Raw genomic sequence first — 17,699 nt, 5'->3', positions numbered from 1 at the left:
CCCGGCCGCGAAGACCGATCCGACCTCACCGATTGCGGGCATGCCGATTCTCGAGGCTTACAAGGCCAAGACGATCATCGTCAACAAGCGTTCGATGGCGGCGGGTTACGCCGGGCTGGATAACGACTTGTTCTATCTCGACAAGACCATGATGGTCTTCGGCGACGCGAAGAAGGTCGTCGAAGAGATGGTCAAGGCGGCAGCCTGATCGAAGCGATCGGCTTGACCCGCGTGTTACGGGGCGCGTCGCCGAGCGCGGCGCGCCGGAGCCATTTCGGTGGCTCGTTCGCTCACTTTCCGGCAGGGCACTAGCACATGAACGTATCGCTGAGACAACTCAAGGTCTTCATGGTCGTGGCGCGCAGCAAGAACTTCAGCCGCGCAGGCGCCGAGATCGGCCTGACACAACCGGCGATCAGCCGCTGCATCAACGAACTGGAAGCGCAGCTCGGCCAGCGACTCGTCGACCGCACGACGCGCGAGGTCGCGTTGACCGATGCGGGCATCACGCTCGCGGCAAGTCTCGACCGCGTGCTCGACGAACTTGAGATCGCGCTGTTGCAGACCCACGGCGCGGAAGCGCGCACGACCGGGCGCGTGCGCATCGGCGCAGCGCCGACCGTCTCCGCCACGCTCATGCCGCGCGTACTGCTGGCGTCGCAGGCGACGTATCCGGATGTTGCGCTCGCGCTCGTCGATCAGGTGCAACGCGCCGTGCTGGACAGCGTGCGCGCGGGCGATGTGGACTTCGGCATCGTGGTCGCCCCTCAGGGCGCCGACGACCTCACGACCGAGCACCTGATGAGCGAGCCGTTCTGTCTCGTGTGCCGCAGCGATCATCCGCTCGCCACACAGGCGGCGGTGCACTGGTCGGAGCTCTCGGGCGAGAACCTCGTGCTGCTCAATCAAAGTTCGGGCAGCCGCGCCTTGATCGATCGCGCGCTCACTACGCAGAAAGTGCAAGGGACCATCACGCAGGAGCTGGGGCATGTCAGCACCATCTTTCGTATGGTGCAAGAAGGGCTGGGAGTGAGTGTGTTGCCGCCGTTGGCGCTGCCTTTGCCGGAGAACTCGACGTTGGCCGTGCGCCCGCTGTTGCCGGCCTTCGAGCGCAACATCGTGCTGGTGCGTCGCAAGAACCGCTCGCTCTCGCCGGTGGCGCACACCGTGTGGGAACTGATTCACCGTGTCGTTCGCGAACGCAACAAGGGGTTTGCGATGGCGATGGAGCGTCAGGCCGCTGCCACGACAACCTCGGCCGACTGAATCCTCGATTCGAATCAACGACTTGCGTCCTGTCATCAAGGACTTTTCCACAGACTTGGACACAAAATCTGTGGATAAATCGGCGGCACTTGCGGGCCATCTGCCTGCGGAGGCCGCCGTCTGATCTCCTGCGTCGAAAACTCCATATCGATCAAGTGCTTGGCAATTTCTGCCCGTTCGTTGTCCACAGCTTTGTGAACAAAAACGGTGGATAAGTCGCGTCTCGTCCCAGCTTCGCAAAGCCGACTCCCGACAGGCTGACGTCGATTTGCCAATATGCCGCGCCGCGAGGGTGTCTAGGATGCCCAACGGCCCGCGCCTGCGTGCGCACGGCCCCCGGTGCGGACTGTCCTGCCGCCGGGCAGGTCGACGTGCCCTCATCCTTCAGATCAGGAGTCTCACGATGTTCCCTTCGCCCAGCGGCCGCGCGGCCCCGCATTGTCTTGAGTTGCTCGCCCCGGAATTCGAGCGTCACGTGTGTAGCGAGCGGTTGCGATTCGAGGTGATCGACCTGCGCCGGCAGTATGCGACGTGCCCGCGCGACAGTCCCATGAGAGAGCACCTGTTCGAGACCGCGACGCTGCCCTTCGGCAAGGTCGCGGCATTTATCGAACCGCTGCTGCCTCGTGATGTCCGTGGGGGCGTTCTGTTGAGCGCGCCGGAAATGGCGGCGTTGCGATGTCTCGTGTTCCTGCCCGTCGCCGATATCGGCGTGGACACACTGCTGCGCGCAGGCCTGCCGCTCGAGGCGGCACACGATCTGTGCGACCTGCTTCGCGACGCGCCTGACGACGCCATCGCGTCGACGCTCGTTTCGGCCGCCAAGGCGTTGTCGCCGCTCAAACGTTGGTGGCTTGGCGCGCCTGGGCCGACGGCCGATGCCGCTTCGCGCAACGCCCGGCGCGAGCTTCGCGTGCTGCAATTGGCCGGCTACCGGCAGTGGCCGTTCGAGGAGGCCGTCTGGCGGGGCGCGGTGACGCAAGCGGGAGACCTATTGCGGCGCGATCCACAATCGGGGCTGCCGATCGATCCACGCACGGGCCTGGCGCTGCTCGACCTGCTGCCGCGAAATCCGCATTCGCAACGTCTCATGACGACGTTTACCGGCGAGCCGATTTTGCTGTTCTCGATACGTCGCGGGTTCCCTGCGCCGGCCGTCGAGAAAATGCTGTCGTTGGGGTTCGACGCCAATGTAGCGTCGCCGGACGGCCGCGCGCCGGCCGGCGACGCGGTGCCGATTCTGCCGGGTGCTTCGCCGTTGCATTACGCCGCACTTCACGGCGATCTCGATACCATCGAACTGCTCGCGCGCTACGGCGCCGACCTCAACGCGCGAGACGCTCGGGGCTATTCCCCGATGCTCTACGCGAGGGCAGGCGCACCGCTGTTGTATGGCAGCGATTCGGTCATCGCCGTCGGGCCCGCCGATCGCGCCGACGCGCGGCTGCGCGACGACACCGCCGCCATTGTCTGTGCGTTCTACCGTTTGGGGGCGGATCCGCAGGTGCGCGGCTACGACGGCGCGAGCGTACTGCGCACGTTGGTCTTGTCCGTCATGGCGTCACGCGACGGTGGCGGCATGGCGGACTGGCCCGAATTCGAGCGGCTGATCGTCATGCTGCACGAGATGGGGGTGCATTTCGACATGCCGGGCGGCGGCGGCGTTCAGCAAATCGAGGCCTTTGCGCAGATCAACGCGCGCGGCAATCCGAACGACGCGATATGGGCGGTGCACACGCTGCTGGATAAGCTCCAATCTTGAGAATGCGCCTCGCCGGCCGCAAGCGCAGGCGCCGCGCTTCGTTCGCTGGCAGCGGAAAATCGCTTCGGGAGATGCGTGTGGCGGGACGGCTCGCTGAGAAATCCGATGGCTATCCCGCGCGGGCGCGCCGGAGTTGGACATCACGGTCACGCCGACTGCGTCGCTCGCGCCGGCGATGCTTGCAGGCGCGAACGAGCGGGCCGCGCGCCGTTGAGGCCGTGGGCGCGCCGCGTCCCGTTACGCCAGGGTGACGCACACCTCGCCGATGCCGTCGATCGCGCCGCGCAGCACGCCCTTGCTTCTGGCGGGAATCATGCCGACATAGGAGCCGCAGGTAATGATGGCGCCCGCGCGCATCGGGATGCCGCGCCGGCCGTTGTGATTGACGAGCCACGTGAGCAGGGCGCGAGGATCGCCGCCCGTGTTGCCCGTGCGCGCCGGCTTGAGGTCGGTGCCGTCGAGCGAGAACGCGAGCTTCGGCTTCAGGTAGTTGAACGACGCATCGTAACCGCGCCCGCTACCGACCACCAAGGCACCGTTGTTCTGCAAATCGGCAAGCACGAAGCGGCTGTCGAGCGTCGTCGGTGCGAAGCGGCTATCGGTGACCTCCACCGTGACGAGCGTCTCGCCGACATACATCAGCGCTTCACGCTCATCGTATTTGCCTGGCTTGATGTCGCGTGACAGGCGGAACGCAATTTCCAACTCCAGTCCGGGACGGAAGAAGTCGGCGAGTGCCAGGGTGCCGCCTGCGTCGCTCACGACGCCGGCAGGAATCGGCGCGCAGTTCGGCAGATCCTTCGGCGACTTTGCGCCCACTTTCCACGCGGCAATCGTCTCACCGAGCAGGTCGAGCGTGCGGAGTTGCACGGCATAGGCCGCGTTGGCGTCGACCGGCTGCAGCGCGGGTGCGGGCGTATCGATCGGCGTGTCGCCGCGGCGGGTGTCGGCCAGCAGCTGGGCCAGCGATTCGACGGCGGCTTGGTTCTCGAACATCTTTCACGTCTCCTGTGGGAAGGGCGATGCGCCAGCGAGTCGCCGGACGCACATTGCTCCACATCGTATACAAAATTCAGGCGTCGCTACGCATTGCCGCGCACATAAAACCGAATCGGTGAAAACACCACGTAACGTAGTCAAAGCCATCGCGATCTGCGAGAATCGGACTTCGTAATATTTTGTAATATTTCGCGCGGCGTGGTGACGGTGTCGTGTGCCATCGCCCGCGAAAGTGCAGTGCGTGCAGTCGACGACCTTCTTCTCAAAGCGAACGACCTGGCCAAGCTTATGCACTCCGTGACCCTGAACGCGATACGTGACCATGTCATCCATCCGCCGGACAACGGTGACGCGCAGCCGATCAGTCGGCAGGCGCTTCATCTTGCCGTAATGGATCGTCTGCGCAAGATGATTACCGAGGGCACCCTGCCGCCCGGCGCGCATTTGAACGAGCGCGCACTGTGCGAGCAGCTCGGCGTGTCGCGCACGCCGCTGCGCGAGGCGCTCAAGATGCTGGCGGTCGAGCGATTGATCGAACTGCTGCCGAATCGGGGCGCGCGCGTGGTCACGCTTTCGGAAGGCGATATCGCCGACGCCTTCGAACTTCTCAGCGGGCTGGAAGCCCTGGCGGGCGAATTGGCGTGCGAGCGCATCACGCAAACGGAAATCGACGAGATTCAGGCGTTGCATTGCGCAATGGACGCGTGCCACGCGAGCGGTGACCTGCCGGGTTATTTCGACTGCAACCGGCGAATTCACGACCGTATCAATGCAGCGGCGCGCAACCCCGCGCTCACACAGATGTATCAATCGGTGAATCGCCGCCTGCAGGCGTTGCGATTCCGCTCCAATCTCCACGCTGGCAAATGGGAGCGGGCCATCGACGAGCACGTTGCCATGCTGAGCGCCTTGCGCCAGCGCGACGGCGTGGCGCTCGGGCGGCTGCTGCGTGAGCACTTGATGGCCAAGTGCGCCAGCGTGCTCGCTCATCGACGTGCGGCCGCGTGAGGGCCTGGCGCACCGCACGCTTGACCCCTCCTCGGACTCACAACGCGACACGCAAGCCGCCCCCATCCTGCGTCGAGCACGGCCGCGCCTTGGGCGGCTGCCTTGCCGCGCGGACGTGCCTCCATCAGCGATACATGGTCGCTTGGCCGACGCCTTCCGTCCGCTTCCGTCCCCTTATGTCCGCTTACTGTCCGTTCACTGTCCACTTACCGTCGCGCCGACGCTGCAACGTAAGCGCATGACGTGCATGTCGCATCATCGATGCGGATTCGCCGCGTGTTGATGCGCGGTGTCGAACTTCTCTCCCGGTGGCCTGTCGGTTTTTGAACTGGCGCACGAGAGGCCACCGATCAATCTGCTGCGACGGCAACGCCGCAAGGAGGGAATGCATGACGCTTGGCAAAATCTTCGGAAGGCACTACGTCCCGTCGTCGGCGCGATGGCCGCATGTCGACGACGCGCGTAACATAAGGCTTCGCTCGCTTGCGTCCCCCCGTCGCCCGATGGGGGCGACGTACTTCTCTCATTTGCGAGGTGGGCATGCCGGCACGAATTGAAGATTACGCAATGATTGGCGATTGCCGAAGCGCTGCGCTCGTTGCGCGCGATGGCTCCATCGACTGGCTCTGCTGGCCGTATTTCGATTCGCCTGCCTGCTTCGCAGCACTCCTTGGCGGTCCGGAACACGGCCGCTGGAAGCTCGCGCCGGACGATCCGCACGTGAGCTCCACGCGTCGCTATCACGACGACACGCTGATTCTCGAGACGCGTTTCGAGACCGTGGAGGGGTGCGTCGCCGTGATCGATTTCATGCCGTTGCGCGACGGCGCTGCCGATTTGGTGCGGCTGGTCAAGGGTATTCACGGCACCGTATCGATGTCGATGGAGCTGATCCTGCGCTTCGACTATGGGGCATCGGTGCCGTGGTCGCGTCCGCTCGATGGCGACGATCCCACCGGGCCGGGCATGCGTCTCATCGCCGGGCCCGACAAGGTGGTGATGCGCACGCCTGTCGACATTGAGGATGTGCCGGGCAGCCTGCGCGCTCGATTCGACGTGAAGGCGGGCGACACTGTGCCGTTCGTGCTCTCGCGCGTGCCCTCGCATCACGCCGATCCGCGCGAGATCGATCCGCTCACCGCGCTGGCCGATACCGAACGCTATTGGCGCACGTGGGCCAGCCGCTGCCAGCTCGACGGCCGCTGGGCCGACGCGATTCGCCGCTCGCTCATCGTGCTCAAGGCACTCACGTTCGTGCCGACGGGGGGCGTGGTGGCCGCGCCCACGACGTCGCTGCCCGAGCAGCTCGGCGGTGAGCGCAACTGGGACTACCGCTATTGCTGGTTGCGCGACGCCACGCTCACGTTGCAGGCGCTCATGCTCGGCGGTTACTACACCGAAGCGAGCGACTGGAGCCACTGGCTGGTGCGTGCCGTGGCCGGGGCGCCGTCGCAGGTACAGATCATGTATGGACTCTCGGGCGAGCGGCGATTGCCCGAGTGGGAGATCGATTGGCTACCCGGCTACGAAGGCGCGAAGCCCGTGCGCGTGGGCAATGGCGCGGTCGGACAATTGCAGCTCGATGTGTATGGCGAAGTGATGGACGCCTTGCATCAGACGCGTTTGGGCGGATTGTCGCTCGACGACGCCACGTGGGAGGTGCAGACGAAGCTCGTGGCGCATCTCGAGACCGTCTGGCGCGAGCCGGACGAGGGCATCTGGGAAGTTCGGGGCGGACGTCAGCACTTCACGTATTCGAAGGTGATGGCCTGGGTCGCGTTCGATCGTGCGATCAAATCGGCCGAGCGCTTCGGCTTGCCGGGGCCGATCGATCGCTGGCGGCGTTTGTGCGAGGAGATTCATGCCGACGTTTGTGCGCACGGTTTCGACAAAACGCGCAATGCGTTCATGCAGGCCTACGGTTCGCCGGAGATGGACGCGAGCGTGCTGATGATTCCGCTTGTCGGTTTCCTGCCGGCGGACGATCCGCGGGTGATCGGCACCATCGAGGCGGTCGAGCGCGAGCTCATGCACGACGGGCTGGTGCAGCGCTATCGTACTAGCCGTGTGGACGACGGCTTGCCGGCGGGCGAGGGCGCATTTCTCGCGTGCAGCTTCTGGATGGTCGATTGTCTGGTGATGATCGGCCGTCAAGGCGATGCCCGGCAGTTGTTCGAGCGGCTATTGTCGCTGCGCAACGACGTCGGTCTGCTGGCCGAGGAGTACGACACGCGGCACGCGCGTCAGGTCGGCAACTTCCCGCAGGCGTTCTCGCACATCGCGCTCGTGCATGCGGCCATTCGCCTCGAGACGCTCGCCGATGACCGTGCGGATCCTGCGGCGGACGAACGCGACGCCGACGACGAAGCTCGCTTCGAGCATGTGGGATATCGCGCGGCCAGGGCTTGAATCAGGGCCTGGGTTACGGCCTGATTCACGGCCTGATTCACGGCTTGCGTCAAGGAGGGCGCTCATCGGCGCCGACGAAAAAAGGCGTCGGTGAGCATGCGCGAAGCGCGCTAGAATTCTGCTTTTGCTTAATTCTTGATTACGACATGGTCAGCCGCCATGCCGTGTGACTGCGCCGCATGAAGCCAGACAAGACACTCATTGCTCTGCTATGGATCGTAGCGGCGGGCTTTTTCATGCAGGCGCTCGATACGACCATCGTCAACACGGCGCTGCCCGCGATGGCCGCGAGCCTTGGCGAGAACCCGTTGCGCATGCAGCCCGTGGTGGTCGCCTACTCGCTGACGATGGCGATGTTGACGCCGGCATCGGGTTGGCTGGCGGACCGGTTCGGTACGCGCCGCGTCTACTTCGTCGCGATTTTGTTGTTCGTGCTCGGTTCGATCTGTTGTGCGATGGCGCACACGCTGGCGCAACTGGTGGCCGCGCGAGTGCTGCAGGGCGCGGGTGGATCGATGCTTTTGCCGATCGGGCGTCTTGCGGTGCTGCGGAGCTTTCCGGCCGGGGAATATCTGGCGGCGCTCGCCTTTGTGTCGATTGCCGGTCAGGTGGGTCCGATGATTGGCCCGGTGCTGGGCGGCTGGCTCGTGCAAGTGGCCTCGTGGCATTGGATCTTTCTCATCAACGTGCCGATCGGCCTCGTCGGCAGTCTGGCCGTGCGGCGCTATCTACCGCGTCCGGCGCAAGCCGAGGCCCTCGGCACCGGCTTCGACTGGGCAGGCTTCGTGTTGCTCTCGATGGCGATGGTGTCCTTCACGCTGGCGCTCGATCATCCGTTCTCCGAGCGTGGATGGGGCGTGACCCTGGCGCTGGCGTTGCTTTGCGTCGTTGCCACGCTGGGCTATTGGCCCTACGCCCGGCGTCGTGCCGCGCCATTGTTCCCGCTCGAACTCTTCGAGACGCGAAGTTTCACCCTTGGACTGTTGGGCAACCTCGTCGCCCGCATTGGCAGCAGCGCCGTGCCTTTTCTGTTGCCGCTGCTGCTGCAGGTGGCCATGGGGTATAGCCCGCTCGCTTCGGGGCTGATGATGTTGCCGATCGCGCTGTCGGGGGTGCTCGTCAAGCGCTTGGTCACGCCGCTGGTGCTGCGCTACGGCTACACACGCTTTCTGATGGTGAACACGGTGGTGGTTGGTGGCGCTATTGCGAGCTTCGCACTATTCGGCCCCGGCTGGCCGATGGGGCTGGGAGTGCTGCAACTGGCGATTTTCGGCGGTGCGAATTCGATGCAGTTCGCCGCGATGAACAGTGTCACCCTGAAGGATCTCGGTACGCGTCGCGCGAGTGCGGGCAATGGCCTGTTCTCGATGGCGCAGATGCTGGCGCTGGGACTGGGCGTGACCATTGGCGGCCAGTTACTGGCGCTGTTCGGTCATTTGGCGGGACAGGCCGGCGCGGTGGGTGAAGTGGGCGCGGTGGGCGCGGTGGGCGCAGTGGGAGTGGGCAGCACCGTGGCGGGGTTTCGTCTGACGTTTTTGTGCGTCGGGCTGATTACGCTCGCGTCGGCGGTCATATTCCGCCGCGTGGAAGATCCGGCGGCGGGGCCGGCTGGCGAGGGGGAGGAGGGAGGCGAGGACGAGGGGGGCGAGATGCAACACGCGTCCACCACCGATCTTAGGCGCTAAGCGCGGCTTACTTTTTCACCAGCGCCCGGCGCATGTTCGAGATTCGACGCTAGGTACGTGCCGCCAATCAGTTCTGGCAGTGCGGCGCGCCACCCTGGGCGCGGGTGGCGATGGCGTTGCCGATGCCATCCGCGAGCCGGTCGACGAGTTTGCGTTGTGCCGTCACGACGCCGTCAATGCCGCCCGAGGCCGGCTCCGTGTCTGCGAAGCGGCAGGTCAGCACGACTTCGCCCGGCACCTGGCGAACGCTCCACACGGCCGTGAGCGCGGCCCGATCGCCCGGCATGGCCTCGAAGCGCTGCACTGAAGTCGCAACGCGATACACGGTCAGGCCGTCGGCGCGGGGCAGGCCGTAGACGTCCATCGCACCGAGGCGCTGCGTGAGGTTGCGCGAGATCGCCGATGTCAGTTCGTTCTTGAGCGGTGCGGCCCAGCGCGATTCCTCCAGTATGTCGACCCGCCCGCCGCCACGCGTGACGACGATCTGCGGCCGGTCGACCTGTTCGGGAATGGTCACCGGCGAGACGTCGATGGCATAAGGGGCCGCCGGCGCGCGGGCGCCGGTCGTGGCAGCGGCATCGGTCAACGTATAGAAGTTCGATGGCGGCGAAGCACAACTGGCGAGCGTCAGGGTGAGGGCGGCCAGCGTTGCGCGGGCCATCGGCGATATTCCTCGGCTCGGGGAACGGGTCATCTCGGCGGGCCTCGTCATGGTTGCGGATCCTTCGGTTTGCCGCGCAACAGCGCTTCGGGATGCTGTTGCAGATAATCGGCGAGCGTGTTGAGCGAGCGCAGGGTTTTCGTGAGTTCCTGCATTGCCTGGCGAACGTCTTGTTGTACTGGAGCGTCTTCCGAGAGCGTGCGCTCGGCGGCGCCAAAGCTCTTCTTTGCCTCGCTCAGCGTGGCCTTCGCTTCGGGAGCGATCTCGCCATCGAGTTGACGGAACAGTCCCTGCGCGCTGTCGAGCGTCTTGTCGAGCTTGCGCAGCGACGAGTCGAGATTCTGTCCGATACTGTCGAACGGAATCTTGTCGAGCTTGGTCGCGATATCGGCGATCTGAAGCTGCAACTGATCGAGCGTGTTGGGCACGGTCGGCATGACGACGACGTTGTCGACTTCTTCTGCCTTGGCGGGCTTCGCGTTCGGGAAGAAGTCGAGCGCCACGTACAACTGCCCGGTGAGCAGATTCCCGGTGCGCAACTGGCCGCGCAGACCACGCGCCACGAGCGCATTCAGAATCTGACGGCTGGCGATCTGGTCGGGGGGCAGATTGTGCTTCGGGTCGCGCCGGCGCAAACGGTCCGGATAGACTTCGACCGTCACCGGCATGCTGATCTGCTTGGTGGCCTGATCGAACTCCACGCCGATCGACGTGACTTCGCCCAGCGTAATGCCACGGAAATCGACGGGTGCGCCCACGGCCAGACCGCGCAGCGACTGCTGGAAGCGGAATACGACCGTCATCGCATCCGTATCGGGCGCCTTCATGGCGGTGGCTTCGTCGGGGGCCAGGCGGAACGCCTGACCCGCCTTGGCCATCACACCTGCACCCGCGTCGCTCGGCGCCTGGAAGGCGATGCCGCCGATCACGACCGACGCCAACGATTGCGTATTGACCTTGAAGCCGCTCGAATCGAGTCGCAGGTCGATACCGCTGGCATGCCAGAAGCGCGTATTGGAGCCAACGTACTGGTCGTAAGGCGCCTGCACGAACACGCGCAGCGTCACCCCTTTGCCGTCCGGGTCGAGCGAGAAGGCTTCGACCTGGCCGACCTGAATGCGGCGGTAATAAACCGGTGAGCCGATGTCGAGCGAGCCGATGTCGGCGGCATGCAGCACGAACGGCTTGCCGGGCTGGCCGGTCGAGACGACCGGTGGCGTCTCGAGTCCCACGTAGTGACTCGCCGAATCCTTCGACTTGCCGGCGTCGGCGCCGATATACGCACCGGAGAGCAGCGTCGACAAGCCGGAGACGCTGCCGCCGGCCACGCGTGGGCGCACGACCCACCAGCGCGAGTCCTTGACCGCGAATCGCTTGGCGTTCTGGGTGAGGTCGACGCTCACGCGCACATGCGAAAGATCGTCGGACAGCTCGATGCTCTTGACCGTGCCGATATCGACTTCCTTGTACTTGACCTTCGTTTTTCCGGCTTCGATGCCATCGGCCGTCTTGAAGTCGATGACGATGCTCGGGCCTCGCTCGATGAGCGCCTTGGCGACGAGCGAAAGGCCGATCACGGCGGCGACCAGCGGAATCAGCCAGACGAGCGACGGCGCCCAGCGTTTGCGCGGTTCGATGGCCGGCGTGGGCAGCGCGTCTACGCCGGGCGGCGGCGCTGCCTTCGAGGCTTGGGGATCTATCGGGTCAGTCATGATCGTCCTGTTCGGTATCGTCGTCGCGGATCTGATCCCAGATCAGCCGAGGGTCGAACTGCATCGAGGCCAGCATCGTGAGTACGACGACCGAGCCGAACGCCACAATGCCCGGGCCGGCTTGAATCACGGCCAGCGACTGAATGTTCACGAGCGCGACCATGAGCGCGACGACGAAGACATCGAGCATCGACCAGCGGCCGATGAACTCGATCATGTGGTACAGCCGGGTGCGTTGATGCGGTTTCCATCGCGTGCCGCGCTGCGCCGTGACGCACAGTAGCGACAGCGCAATGAGTTTGAGCATCGGGACAAGAATGCTCGCCGTGAAGACGACGATGGCCAAATCGTACTCGCCGCTGGTCCAGAAATAGATCACCCCGCTCATGATGGTGTCGCTGGCGTTGCCGAGCAGCGAGCGCGTCTGCATCATCGGCAACACGTTGGCGGGAATGTACAGGATCGCGGCGGCGATCAGCAAGGCCCAGGTACGCGTGAGGCTATCGACCTTGCGTTGATGCAGGACCGCACCGCAACGCGGGCAGCGCTCCTTTTCGAGCGTTTTGACTTCGCGCGAGAGCCTCCCGCATGCGCTGCATGCCACGAGTCCGGCGTCTTTTGCGCTGAGGTACTTCATCGCGGCACTGCCTGTGACTGTGCGGCGCCGGCCGCGCTCGGATCGGGGCTGCGGTCGATCACGAGCCACAGGTTGCGCAAGTCATACGACAGCACCATCGCCAGCAACACGGTGAGTGCGCCGAATGCCCACAGCGCAATGCCGGGCAGCACGCTCGCCATGGACGAGAGTTTGACCAGTGAAACCAATACGCCGAGCATGAACACTTCGATCATGCCCCACGGGCGGCAGAATTCGACGGCGCGCATGACGTGAAAGACAGCGTACGGCCGCCGGCCGATCGACAACGGGCCGATCAAATGCACCAATGCGAGCAACTGCAACACCGGCGAGAGCACCGTGGTGGCGAAAACCAGCAACGCCACGAGCCACATGCCTTCGCGGTAGAGGGCCCACGCGGCGCCGATGAGCGTCGTGCGCGTGTAGATGCCCTGCACCTCGATCTCGACGATCGGAAATGCGTTCGCGATAGCGAACACGATCAGGCACGTCAGCGTGAGCGCCAGCACGCGCGACAGACGCAGATCGGGCGCGCGGTAAAGAACCGAGTGGCAGCGCACGCAGCGCGCCGCCCCACGCGCGGGTACGTCCGTGCGGCGGTGCAGCGTGTCGCAGTTCGGGCATGCGATGAGGTTCGTCACGTCATCTTGTGGGGGCAAGGGGTTCATTCCCGGGGACGGTGACCAAAGTGACGCTCAGAATACCAAAATGTTGAGGAAGTTCCTGTGTTGCTGCAACGCAGCACGGCATTCGGCATGGTTTGTGCTAACGCACGGAAAACATTAAAGCTTTGCTCTATACTCAACACACTCCCGCAGAGTTACTCAAATTTTGAGGAGAATTCCCCCATGCTAAACATGTCGAGGCGCCAGTTTCTTAAAGTGAGTGGCGCAACGCTGGCCGGGTCCAGCCTGGCAATGCTCGGGTTCGCGCCCGACGCAGCGCTGGCGGAAGTCCGCCAGTTCAAGCTGGCGCGAGCGACCGAAACACGCAACACCTGTCCGTACTGTTCCGTGGCCTGTGGCCTGCTCATGTACAGCTACGGCGATGGTGGGAAGAACGTCAGGAAGAGCATCTTCCACATCGAGGGCGACCCCGACCACCCGGTCAACCGCGGCACGCTGTGTCCGAAAGGGGCGAGCCTCATCGACTTCATCCACAGCCCGAATCGTCTCACGCATCCGGAATACCGCAAGCCGGGTTCGGACAAGTGGGAGCGGATTTCCTGGGACGATGCACTCGATCGCATCGCCAAGCTGATGAAGGACGATCGCGATGCCAACTTCGTCGAGAAGACGGACGACGGCATGACGGTCAACCGATGGCTCACGACGGGCATGCTCGCCGCGTCGGCCTCGAGCAACGAAGTCGGCTATATCACGCACAAGATCATCCGCAGTACCGGGATGCTGGGATTCGACAACCAGGCACGTGTCTGACACGGCCCGACGGTGGCAGGTCTTGCCCCGACGTTTGGCCGTGGTGCGATGACGAACCATTGGGTCGACATCAAGAACGCGGATCTGGTACTCATCATGGGCGGCAACGCCGCCGAGGCGCACCCGTGCGGTTTCAAATGGGTGACCGAGGCGAAGGCGCACAACAAGGCGCGCCTGATCGTGGTCGACCCACGCTTCAACCGTTCGGCATCGGTCGCGGACCATTACGCCCCGATCCGTACCGGCACGGACATCGTTTTTCTTGGCGGGTTGATCAACTACCTGCTCACGAACGACAAGATCCAGCACGAATACGTCAAGAACTACACCGACTTCACCTTCCTGGTGAAAGACGAATTTGCGTTCGAAGACGGCATCTACTCCGGGTACAACGCCGAGACGCATACGTACGACCGTAGCACCTGGGATTACCAGAAGGGCGCGGACGGGTATGTCCTCACCGACCCGACGCTGCAACACCCGCGCACGGTGTACCAGTTGATGAAGCAGCACTACTCGCGCTACACCATCGACATGGTCGAGCGCGTGTGCGGCACGCCGGCCGACAAGGTCGAGCACATCTACAAGCTGATCGCCGAGTGTTCCACCCCGACGCGCACGATGACCGTCATGTACGCGCTGGGCTGGACGCAGCACTCGATCGGCTCGCAGATGATCCGCACCGGCGCGATGGTGCAACTGCTGCTGGGCAATATCGGCGTGGCGGGCGGCGGCATGAACGCGCTGCGCGGTCACTCGAACATTCAGGGCCTGACCGATCTGGGGTTGATGACCGACTTGCTGCCGGGGTACATGACGCTGCCCAAGCAGGCCGAGCACACCGTCGAGCAATATTTGACGGCGCGCACGCAAAAGCCGCTGCGTCCGAACCAGCTCAGCTACTGGCAGAACTATCCGAAGTTCTTCGTGAGCCTGATGAAGGCGTGGTGGGGCGACGCGGCAACGGCCGAGAACAACTGGGCGTACGACTATCTGCCCAAGCTCGACAAGCCTTACGACCTGCTGCAGGTGCTCGAGCTGATGAACCAGGGCAAGATGACCGGCTACATCGCGCAGGGTTTCAACCCGCTCGCGGCGGCGCCCGCCAAGTTCAAGTGGGATCAGGCGCTGGCCAAGCTCAAGTTCCTCGTCATCATGGACCCGTTGGCGACGGAAACGTCGGAGTTCTGGAAGAACTTCGGCGAGCACAACAACGTCGATTCCAGCAAGATCCAGACGGAAGTCTTCCGGTTGCCGACGACCTGTTTCGCGGAGGAAGACGGTGCGCTGGTCAACTCCGGTCGCTGGTTGCAGTGGCACTGGAAGGGCGCGGAGCCACCGGGCGAGGCACGCACCGACATCGAGATCATGACGGGACTGTTCCTGCGCCTGCGCGAGATGTACAAGACGCAGGGCGGCAAATTCCCCGATCCGATCGTCAACCTGTCCTGGCCCTATGCGCGGCCGGAGAGTCCGTCGCCTGAAGAACTCGCCAAGGAATACAACGGGCGCGCGCTCAAGGACATCGTCGACCCGAAGGATCCGACCAAGGTGACCCGCCGCGCCGGAGAACAACTGGCCGGCTTCGCAGAGCTCAAGGACGACGGCAGCACGTCGTCGGGCTGCTGGATCTTCGCGGGGGCGTGGACGCAGGCGGGTAACCAGATGGCGCGCCGCGACAACAGCGATCCGACCGGCATTGGTCAGACCCTGAACTGGGCGTGGGCGTGGCCGGCGAACCGTCGCATTCTGTACAACCGTGCGTCGTCCGATGTTGCGGGCAAGCCGTTCAATCCGAAGCACAAGCTGGTGTGGTGGAACGGCAAGGTCTGGACCGGGGCCGACGTGCCGGACTTCAAGATCGACGAGGACCCGGCGGCGGGCATGAATCCGTTCATCATGAACCCTGAGGGTGTGGCGCGCTTCTTCGCAAAGGGGGCGATGGCCGAAGGGCCGTTCCCCGAGCACTACGAGCCGTTCGAGACGCCGCTGGGTTACAACCCGTTGCATCCGAAGCAGCCCAAGGCCACGAGCAACCCGGGTGCACGCGTGTTCCCGGACGATCTGGCCACGATGGGCACGGCCGACAAGTTCCCTTACGTGGCGACGACGTACCGTCTGACCGAGCACTTCCACTACTGGACCAAGCACGCTTTGCTCAATTCGATCATCCAGCCGGAGCAGTTCGTCGAGATCGGCGAAGCGCTTGCGAAAGAGATCGGTATTGTGTCGGGCGACACGGTCAAGGTCTCGTCCAACCGTGGCTTCATCAAGGCCCGGGCGGTTGTGACCAAGCGCATTCGTGCGCTCAAGGTGGAGGGCAAGACGATTCACCACGTGGGCATTCCGATTCACTGGGGCTTCAAGGGGCTGACCAAACCCGGGTTCCTCGCGAACACGCTGACGCCGATCGTTGGCGACGCCAATTCGCAGACACCCGAGTTCAAGTCGTTCCTGGTGAAGGTCGAGAAGGCATAAGGGGGCGCCATGGCATTGCAATCTCTGGATATCAAACGGCGCTCGGCAACCACGCTGCCATCGCCCTCGGTGCGTGACGCGCACACGGGAGACGTCGCCAAACTGATCGATACATCGAAGTGCATCGGCTGCAAGGCCTGCCAGACGGCGTGCATGGAGTGGAACGATCTGCGCGACGAAGTCGGCGTGAACGTCGGCGTGTACGACAACCCGGCGGACTTGACGGCGGATTCCTGGACGCTCATGCGTTTCACCGAGTACGAGAACCCGAAGGGCGACCTCGAGTGGCTGATCCGCAAGGACGGCTGCATGCATTGCGAGGACCCGGGCTGCCTGAAGGCTTGCCCATCGCCCGGCGCGATCGTGCAATATGCCAACGGCATCGTCGACTTCCATGAAGAGGCGTGCATCGGCTGCGGGTATTGCATTACCGGGTGCCCGTTCAACGTCCCGCGCATTTCGCAAAAGGATCACAAGGCCTACAAGTGCACGTTGTGTTCCGATCGCGTGTCGGTGGGACTTGAGCCGGCGTGCGTGAAAACGTGTCCGACCGGCGCGATCCTGTTCGGCACGAAGGCGGACATGAAGGATCAGGCGGCCGAGCGCATCGAAGACCTGAAGTCGCGGGGCTTCGACAACGCGGGGCTGTACGATCCCGCCGGGGTCGGCGGCACGCACGTCATGTATGTGCTGCATCACGCCGACAAGCCGTCGCTCTATCACGGTCTACCGGACGACCCGCACATCAGCCCGATGGTGGCGTTCTGGAAGGGCATTGCCAAGCCGCTGGGCGTGGCCGCCATGGCGCTCACCGCACTGGCCGGCTTCTTCCACTACATCAAGACCGGCCCGAACGAGACGACGGAGGACGACGAAGACGCCGCCCGCCGGTACGATGCGTCGCGCAAGGACAACGGTTCCGACGGGCAGCAGGGCGTCGCCACGCACGAGGAGGTCTGACCATGTCGCATGAACACCGCGATCGTAAGGACGATCTGATCGAGCGCTACAACACCGCGCAGCGCATCAACCACTGGATTGTCGCGGGCACGTTTGTTCTGCTTGCGCTCTCGGGGCTGGCGCTGTTCCATCCGTCGATGTTCTGGCTCACCAACTTGTTCGGTGGCGGGCCTTGGACGCGGATATTGCATCCGTTCGTCGGCGTGGTGATGTTCGTCGCTTTCCTGTGGCTCGCACTGCAGCTTGGCCGCTACAACAAATTCGAGCCGCGCGACAGGGCATGGATGAAGCAGATCGGCGACGTGCTCGACAATCGCGAGGAGAATCTGCCGGAAGTCGGGCGTTACAACGCCGGCCAGAAGCTGCTTTTCTACGTGATGGTGTTGTGCATGATCGGGCTGTTGCTTTCGGGTATCGTGATCTGGCGTGCCTACTTTTCGCTGTATTTCCCGATCTGGGTCATTCGTCTGGCGTCAGACGTGCATGCGGTGTGTGCATTCGTATTGATTTGCGGCATTATTACGCACATCTATGCGGCGATCTGGATTAAGGGTTCCGTGCGCGCCATGACGCGCGGTACCGTCACCCGGGGCTGGGCGTGGAAGCACCATCGCGCCTGGTATAAGCAGATCAACAAATGAGTTCGGCCCTGGCGGCCGGACGCACTTACGAGACCGGCCACC

Annotated in this window: 14 protein-coding genes; 9 read left to right on the top strand and 5 right to left on the bottom strand. The window is 63.9% G+C overall.

The window, feature by feature from the left end:
- The 3 genes from ACE3UG_RS21070 to ACE3UG_RS21060 all read left to right on the top strand — a co-directional run.
- On the top strand, nt 1-208 hold a 208-nt coding region (locus tag ACE3UG_RS21070; RefSeq protein ID WP_374627580.1), incomplete at its 5' end, for an NAD(P)(+) transhydrogenase (Re/Si-specific) subunit beta.
- A 107-nt stretch (nt 209-315) separates the two neighbouring features.
- The gene (locus ACE3UG_RS21065; RefSeq protein WP_374627578.1) at nt 316-1,266 is read left to right on the top strand and encodes a LysR substrate-binding domain-containing protein; all 951 of its coding nucleotides are present in this window, start codon (nt 316-318) and stop codon (nt 1,264-1,266) included.
- Nucleotides 1,267-1,669: 403 nt separating this feature from the next.
- A complete protein-coding gene (locus ACE3UG_RS21060) occupies nt 1,670-3,028 on the top strand; it encodes an ankyrin repeat domain-containing protein (RefSeq protein WP_374627576.1) in 1,359 nt (452 codons plus the stop codon).
- A gap of 237 nt (nt 3,029-3,265) precedes the next feature.
- Here ACE3UG_RS21060 and ACE3UG_RS21055 read toward each other — a convergent pair whose 3' ends face one another.
- Nucleotides 3,266-4,024 (bottom strand): 2-keto-4-pentenoate hydratase, encoded by a 759-nt coding sequence (locus ACE3UG_RS21055; RefSeq protein ID WP_374627574.1) that lies wholly within the window; start codon nt 4,022-4,024, stop codon nt 3,266-3,268.
- Between the two features lie 291 nt (nt 4,025-4,315).
- Here ACE3UG_RS21055 and ACE3UG_RS21050 point away from each other — a divergent pair, with 291 nt between their 5' ends.
- The 3 genes from ACE3UG_RS21050 to mdtD all read left to right on the top strand — a co-directional run bounded on the left by ACE3UG_RS21050 (nt 4,316) and on the right by mdtD (nt 9,129).
- Nucleotides 4,316-5,035 carry a GntR family transcriptional regulator gene (locus ACE3UG_RS21050; protein ID WP_374627573.1) on the top strand — a complete coding sequence of 240 codons (720 nt, stop codon included), beginning with the start codon at nt 4,316-4,318 and terminating at the stop codon, nt 5,033-5,035.
- A gap of 540 nt (nt 5,036-5,575) precedes the next feature.
- The gene (locus ACE3UG_RS21045) at nt 5,576-7,444 is read left to right on the top strand and encodes a glycoside hydrolase family 15 protein (RefSeq protein WP_374627572.1); all 1,869 of its coding nucleotides are present in this window, start codon (nt 5,576-5,578) and stop codon (nt 7,442-7,444) included.
- A gap of 179 nt (nt 7,445-7,623) precedes the next feature.
- On the top strand, nt 7,624-9,129 hold the full coding sequence (gene mdtD, locus ACE3UG_RS21040) for a multidrug transporter subunit MdtD (protein ID WP_374627570.1): 1,506 nt from the start codon (nt 7,624-7,626) through the stop codon (nt 9,127-9,129).
- A gap of 67 nt (nt 9,130-9,196) precedes the next feature.
- Here the strand turns inward: mdtD and ACE3UG_RS21035 are convergent, their stop codons facing one another.
- The 4 genes from ACE3UG_RS21035 to ACE3UG_RS21020 are packed head-to-tail and all read right to left on the bottom strand — an operon-like array spanning nt 9,197 to nt 12,780.
- Nucleotides 9,197-9,790, bottom strand: a complete 594-nt coding sequence (locus tag ACE3UG_RS21035) for a membrane integrity-associated transporter subunit PqiC (RefSeq protein ID WP_374627568.1) — start codon at nt 9,788-9,790, stop codon at nt 9,197-9,199.
- 47 nt (nt 9,791-9,837) lie between these two features.
- Nucleotides 9,838-11,502 (bottom strand): intermembrane transport protein PqiB, encoded by a 1,665-nt coding sequence (locus ACE3UG_RS21030; RefSeq protein WP_374627566.1) that lies wholly within the window; start codon nt 11,500-11,502, stop codon nt 9,838-9,840.
- Nucleotides 11,495-12,139: a paraquat-inducible protein A gene (locus ACE3UG_RS21025; protein ID WP_374627564.1), complete on the bottom strand. Its 645-nt coding sequence runs from the start codon at nt 12,137-12,139 to the stop codon at nt 11,495-11,497. The genes ACE3UG_RS21030 and ACE3UG_RS21025 overlap by 8 nt, the downstream gene beginning before the upstream one ends.
- Nucleotides 12,136-12,780, bottom strand: a complete 645-nt coding sequence (locus ACE3UG_RS21020; RefSeq protein WP_374627561.1) for a paraquat-inducible protein A — start codon at nt 12,778-12,780, stop codon at nt 12,136-12,138. The genes ACE3UG_RS21025 and ACE3UG_RS21020 overlap by 4 nt, the downstream gene beginning before the upstream one ends.
- A gap of 207 nt (nt 12,781-12,987) precedes the next feature.
- Here ACE3UG_RS21020 and fdnG point away from each other — a divergent pair, with 207 nt between their 5' ends.
- The 3 genes from fdnG to ACE3UG_RS21005 are packed head-to-tail and all read left to right on the top strand — an operon-like array spanning nt 12,988 to nt 17,657.
- Nucleotides 12,988-16,056 (top strand): formate dehydrogenase-N subunit alpha, encoded by a 3,069-nt coding sequence (fdnG, locus tag ACE3UG_RS21015; RefSeq protein WP_374627558.1) that lies wholly within the window; start codon nt 12,988-12,990, stop codon nt 16,054-16,056.
- A 9-nt stretch (nt 16,057-16,065) separates the two neighbouring features.
- Entirely contained in the window at nt 16,066-17,016 is a 951-nt protein-coding gene (gene fdxH, locus ACE3UG_RS21010) for a formate dehydrogenase subunit beta (RefSeq protein WP_374627556.1), read from the top strand.
- Nucleotides 17,017-17,018: 2 nt separating this feature from the next.
- A complete protein-coding gene (locus tag ACE3UG_RS21005; RefSeq protein WP_374627554.1) occupies nt 17,019-17,657 on the top strand; it encodes a formate dehydrogenase subunit gamma in 639 nt (212 codons plus the stop codon).
- Nucleotides 17,658-17,699 lie beyond the last annotated feature (42 nt).

Source organism: Pandoraea sp. (assembly GCF_041919235.1).
In the GTDB taxonomy this organism is placed as follows: Bacteria; Pseudomonadota; Gammaproteobacteria; order Burkholderiales; family Burkholderiaceae; genus Pandoraea.
Note: the sequence above shows the minus strand (reverse complement) of the source record. Positions and strands in the feature narration are given on the sequence as shown.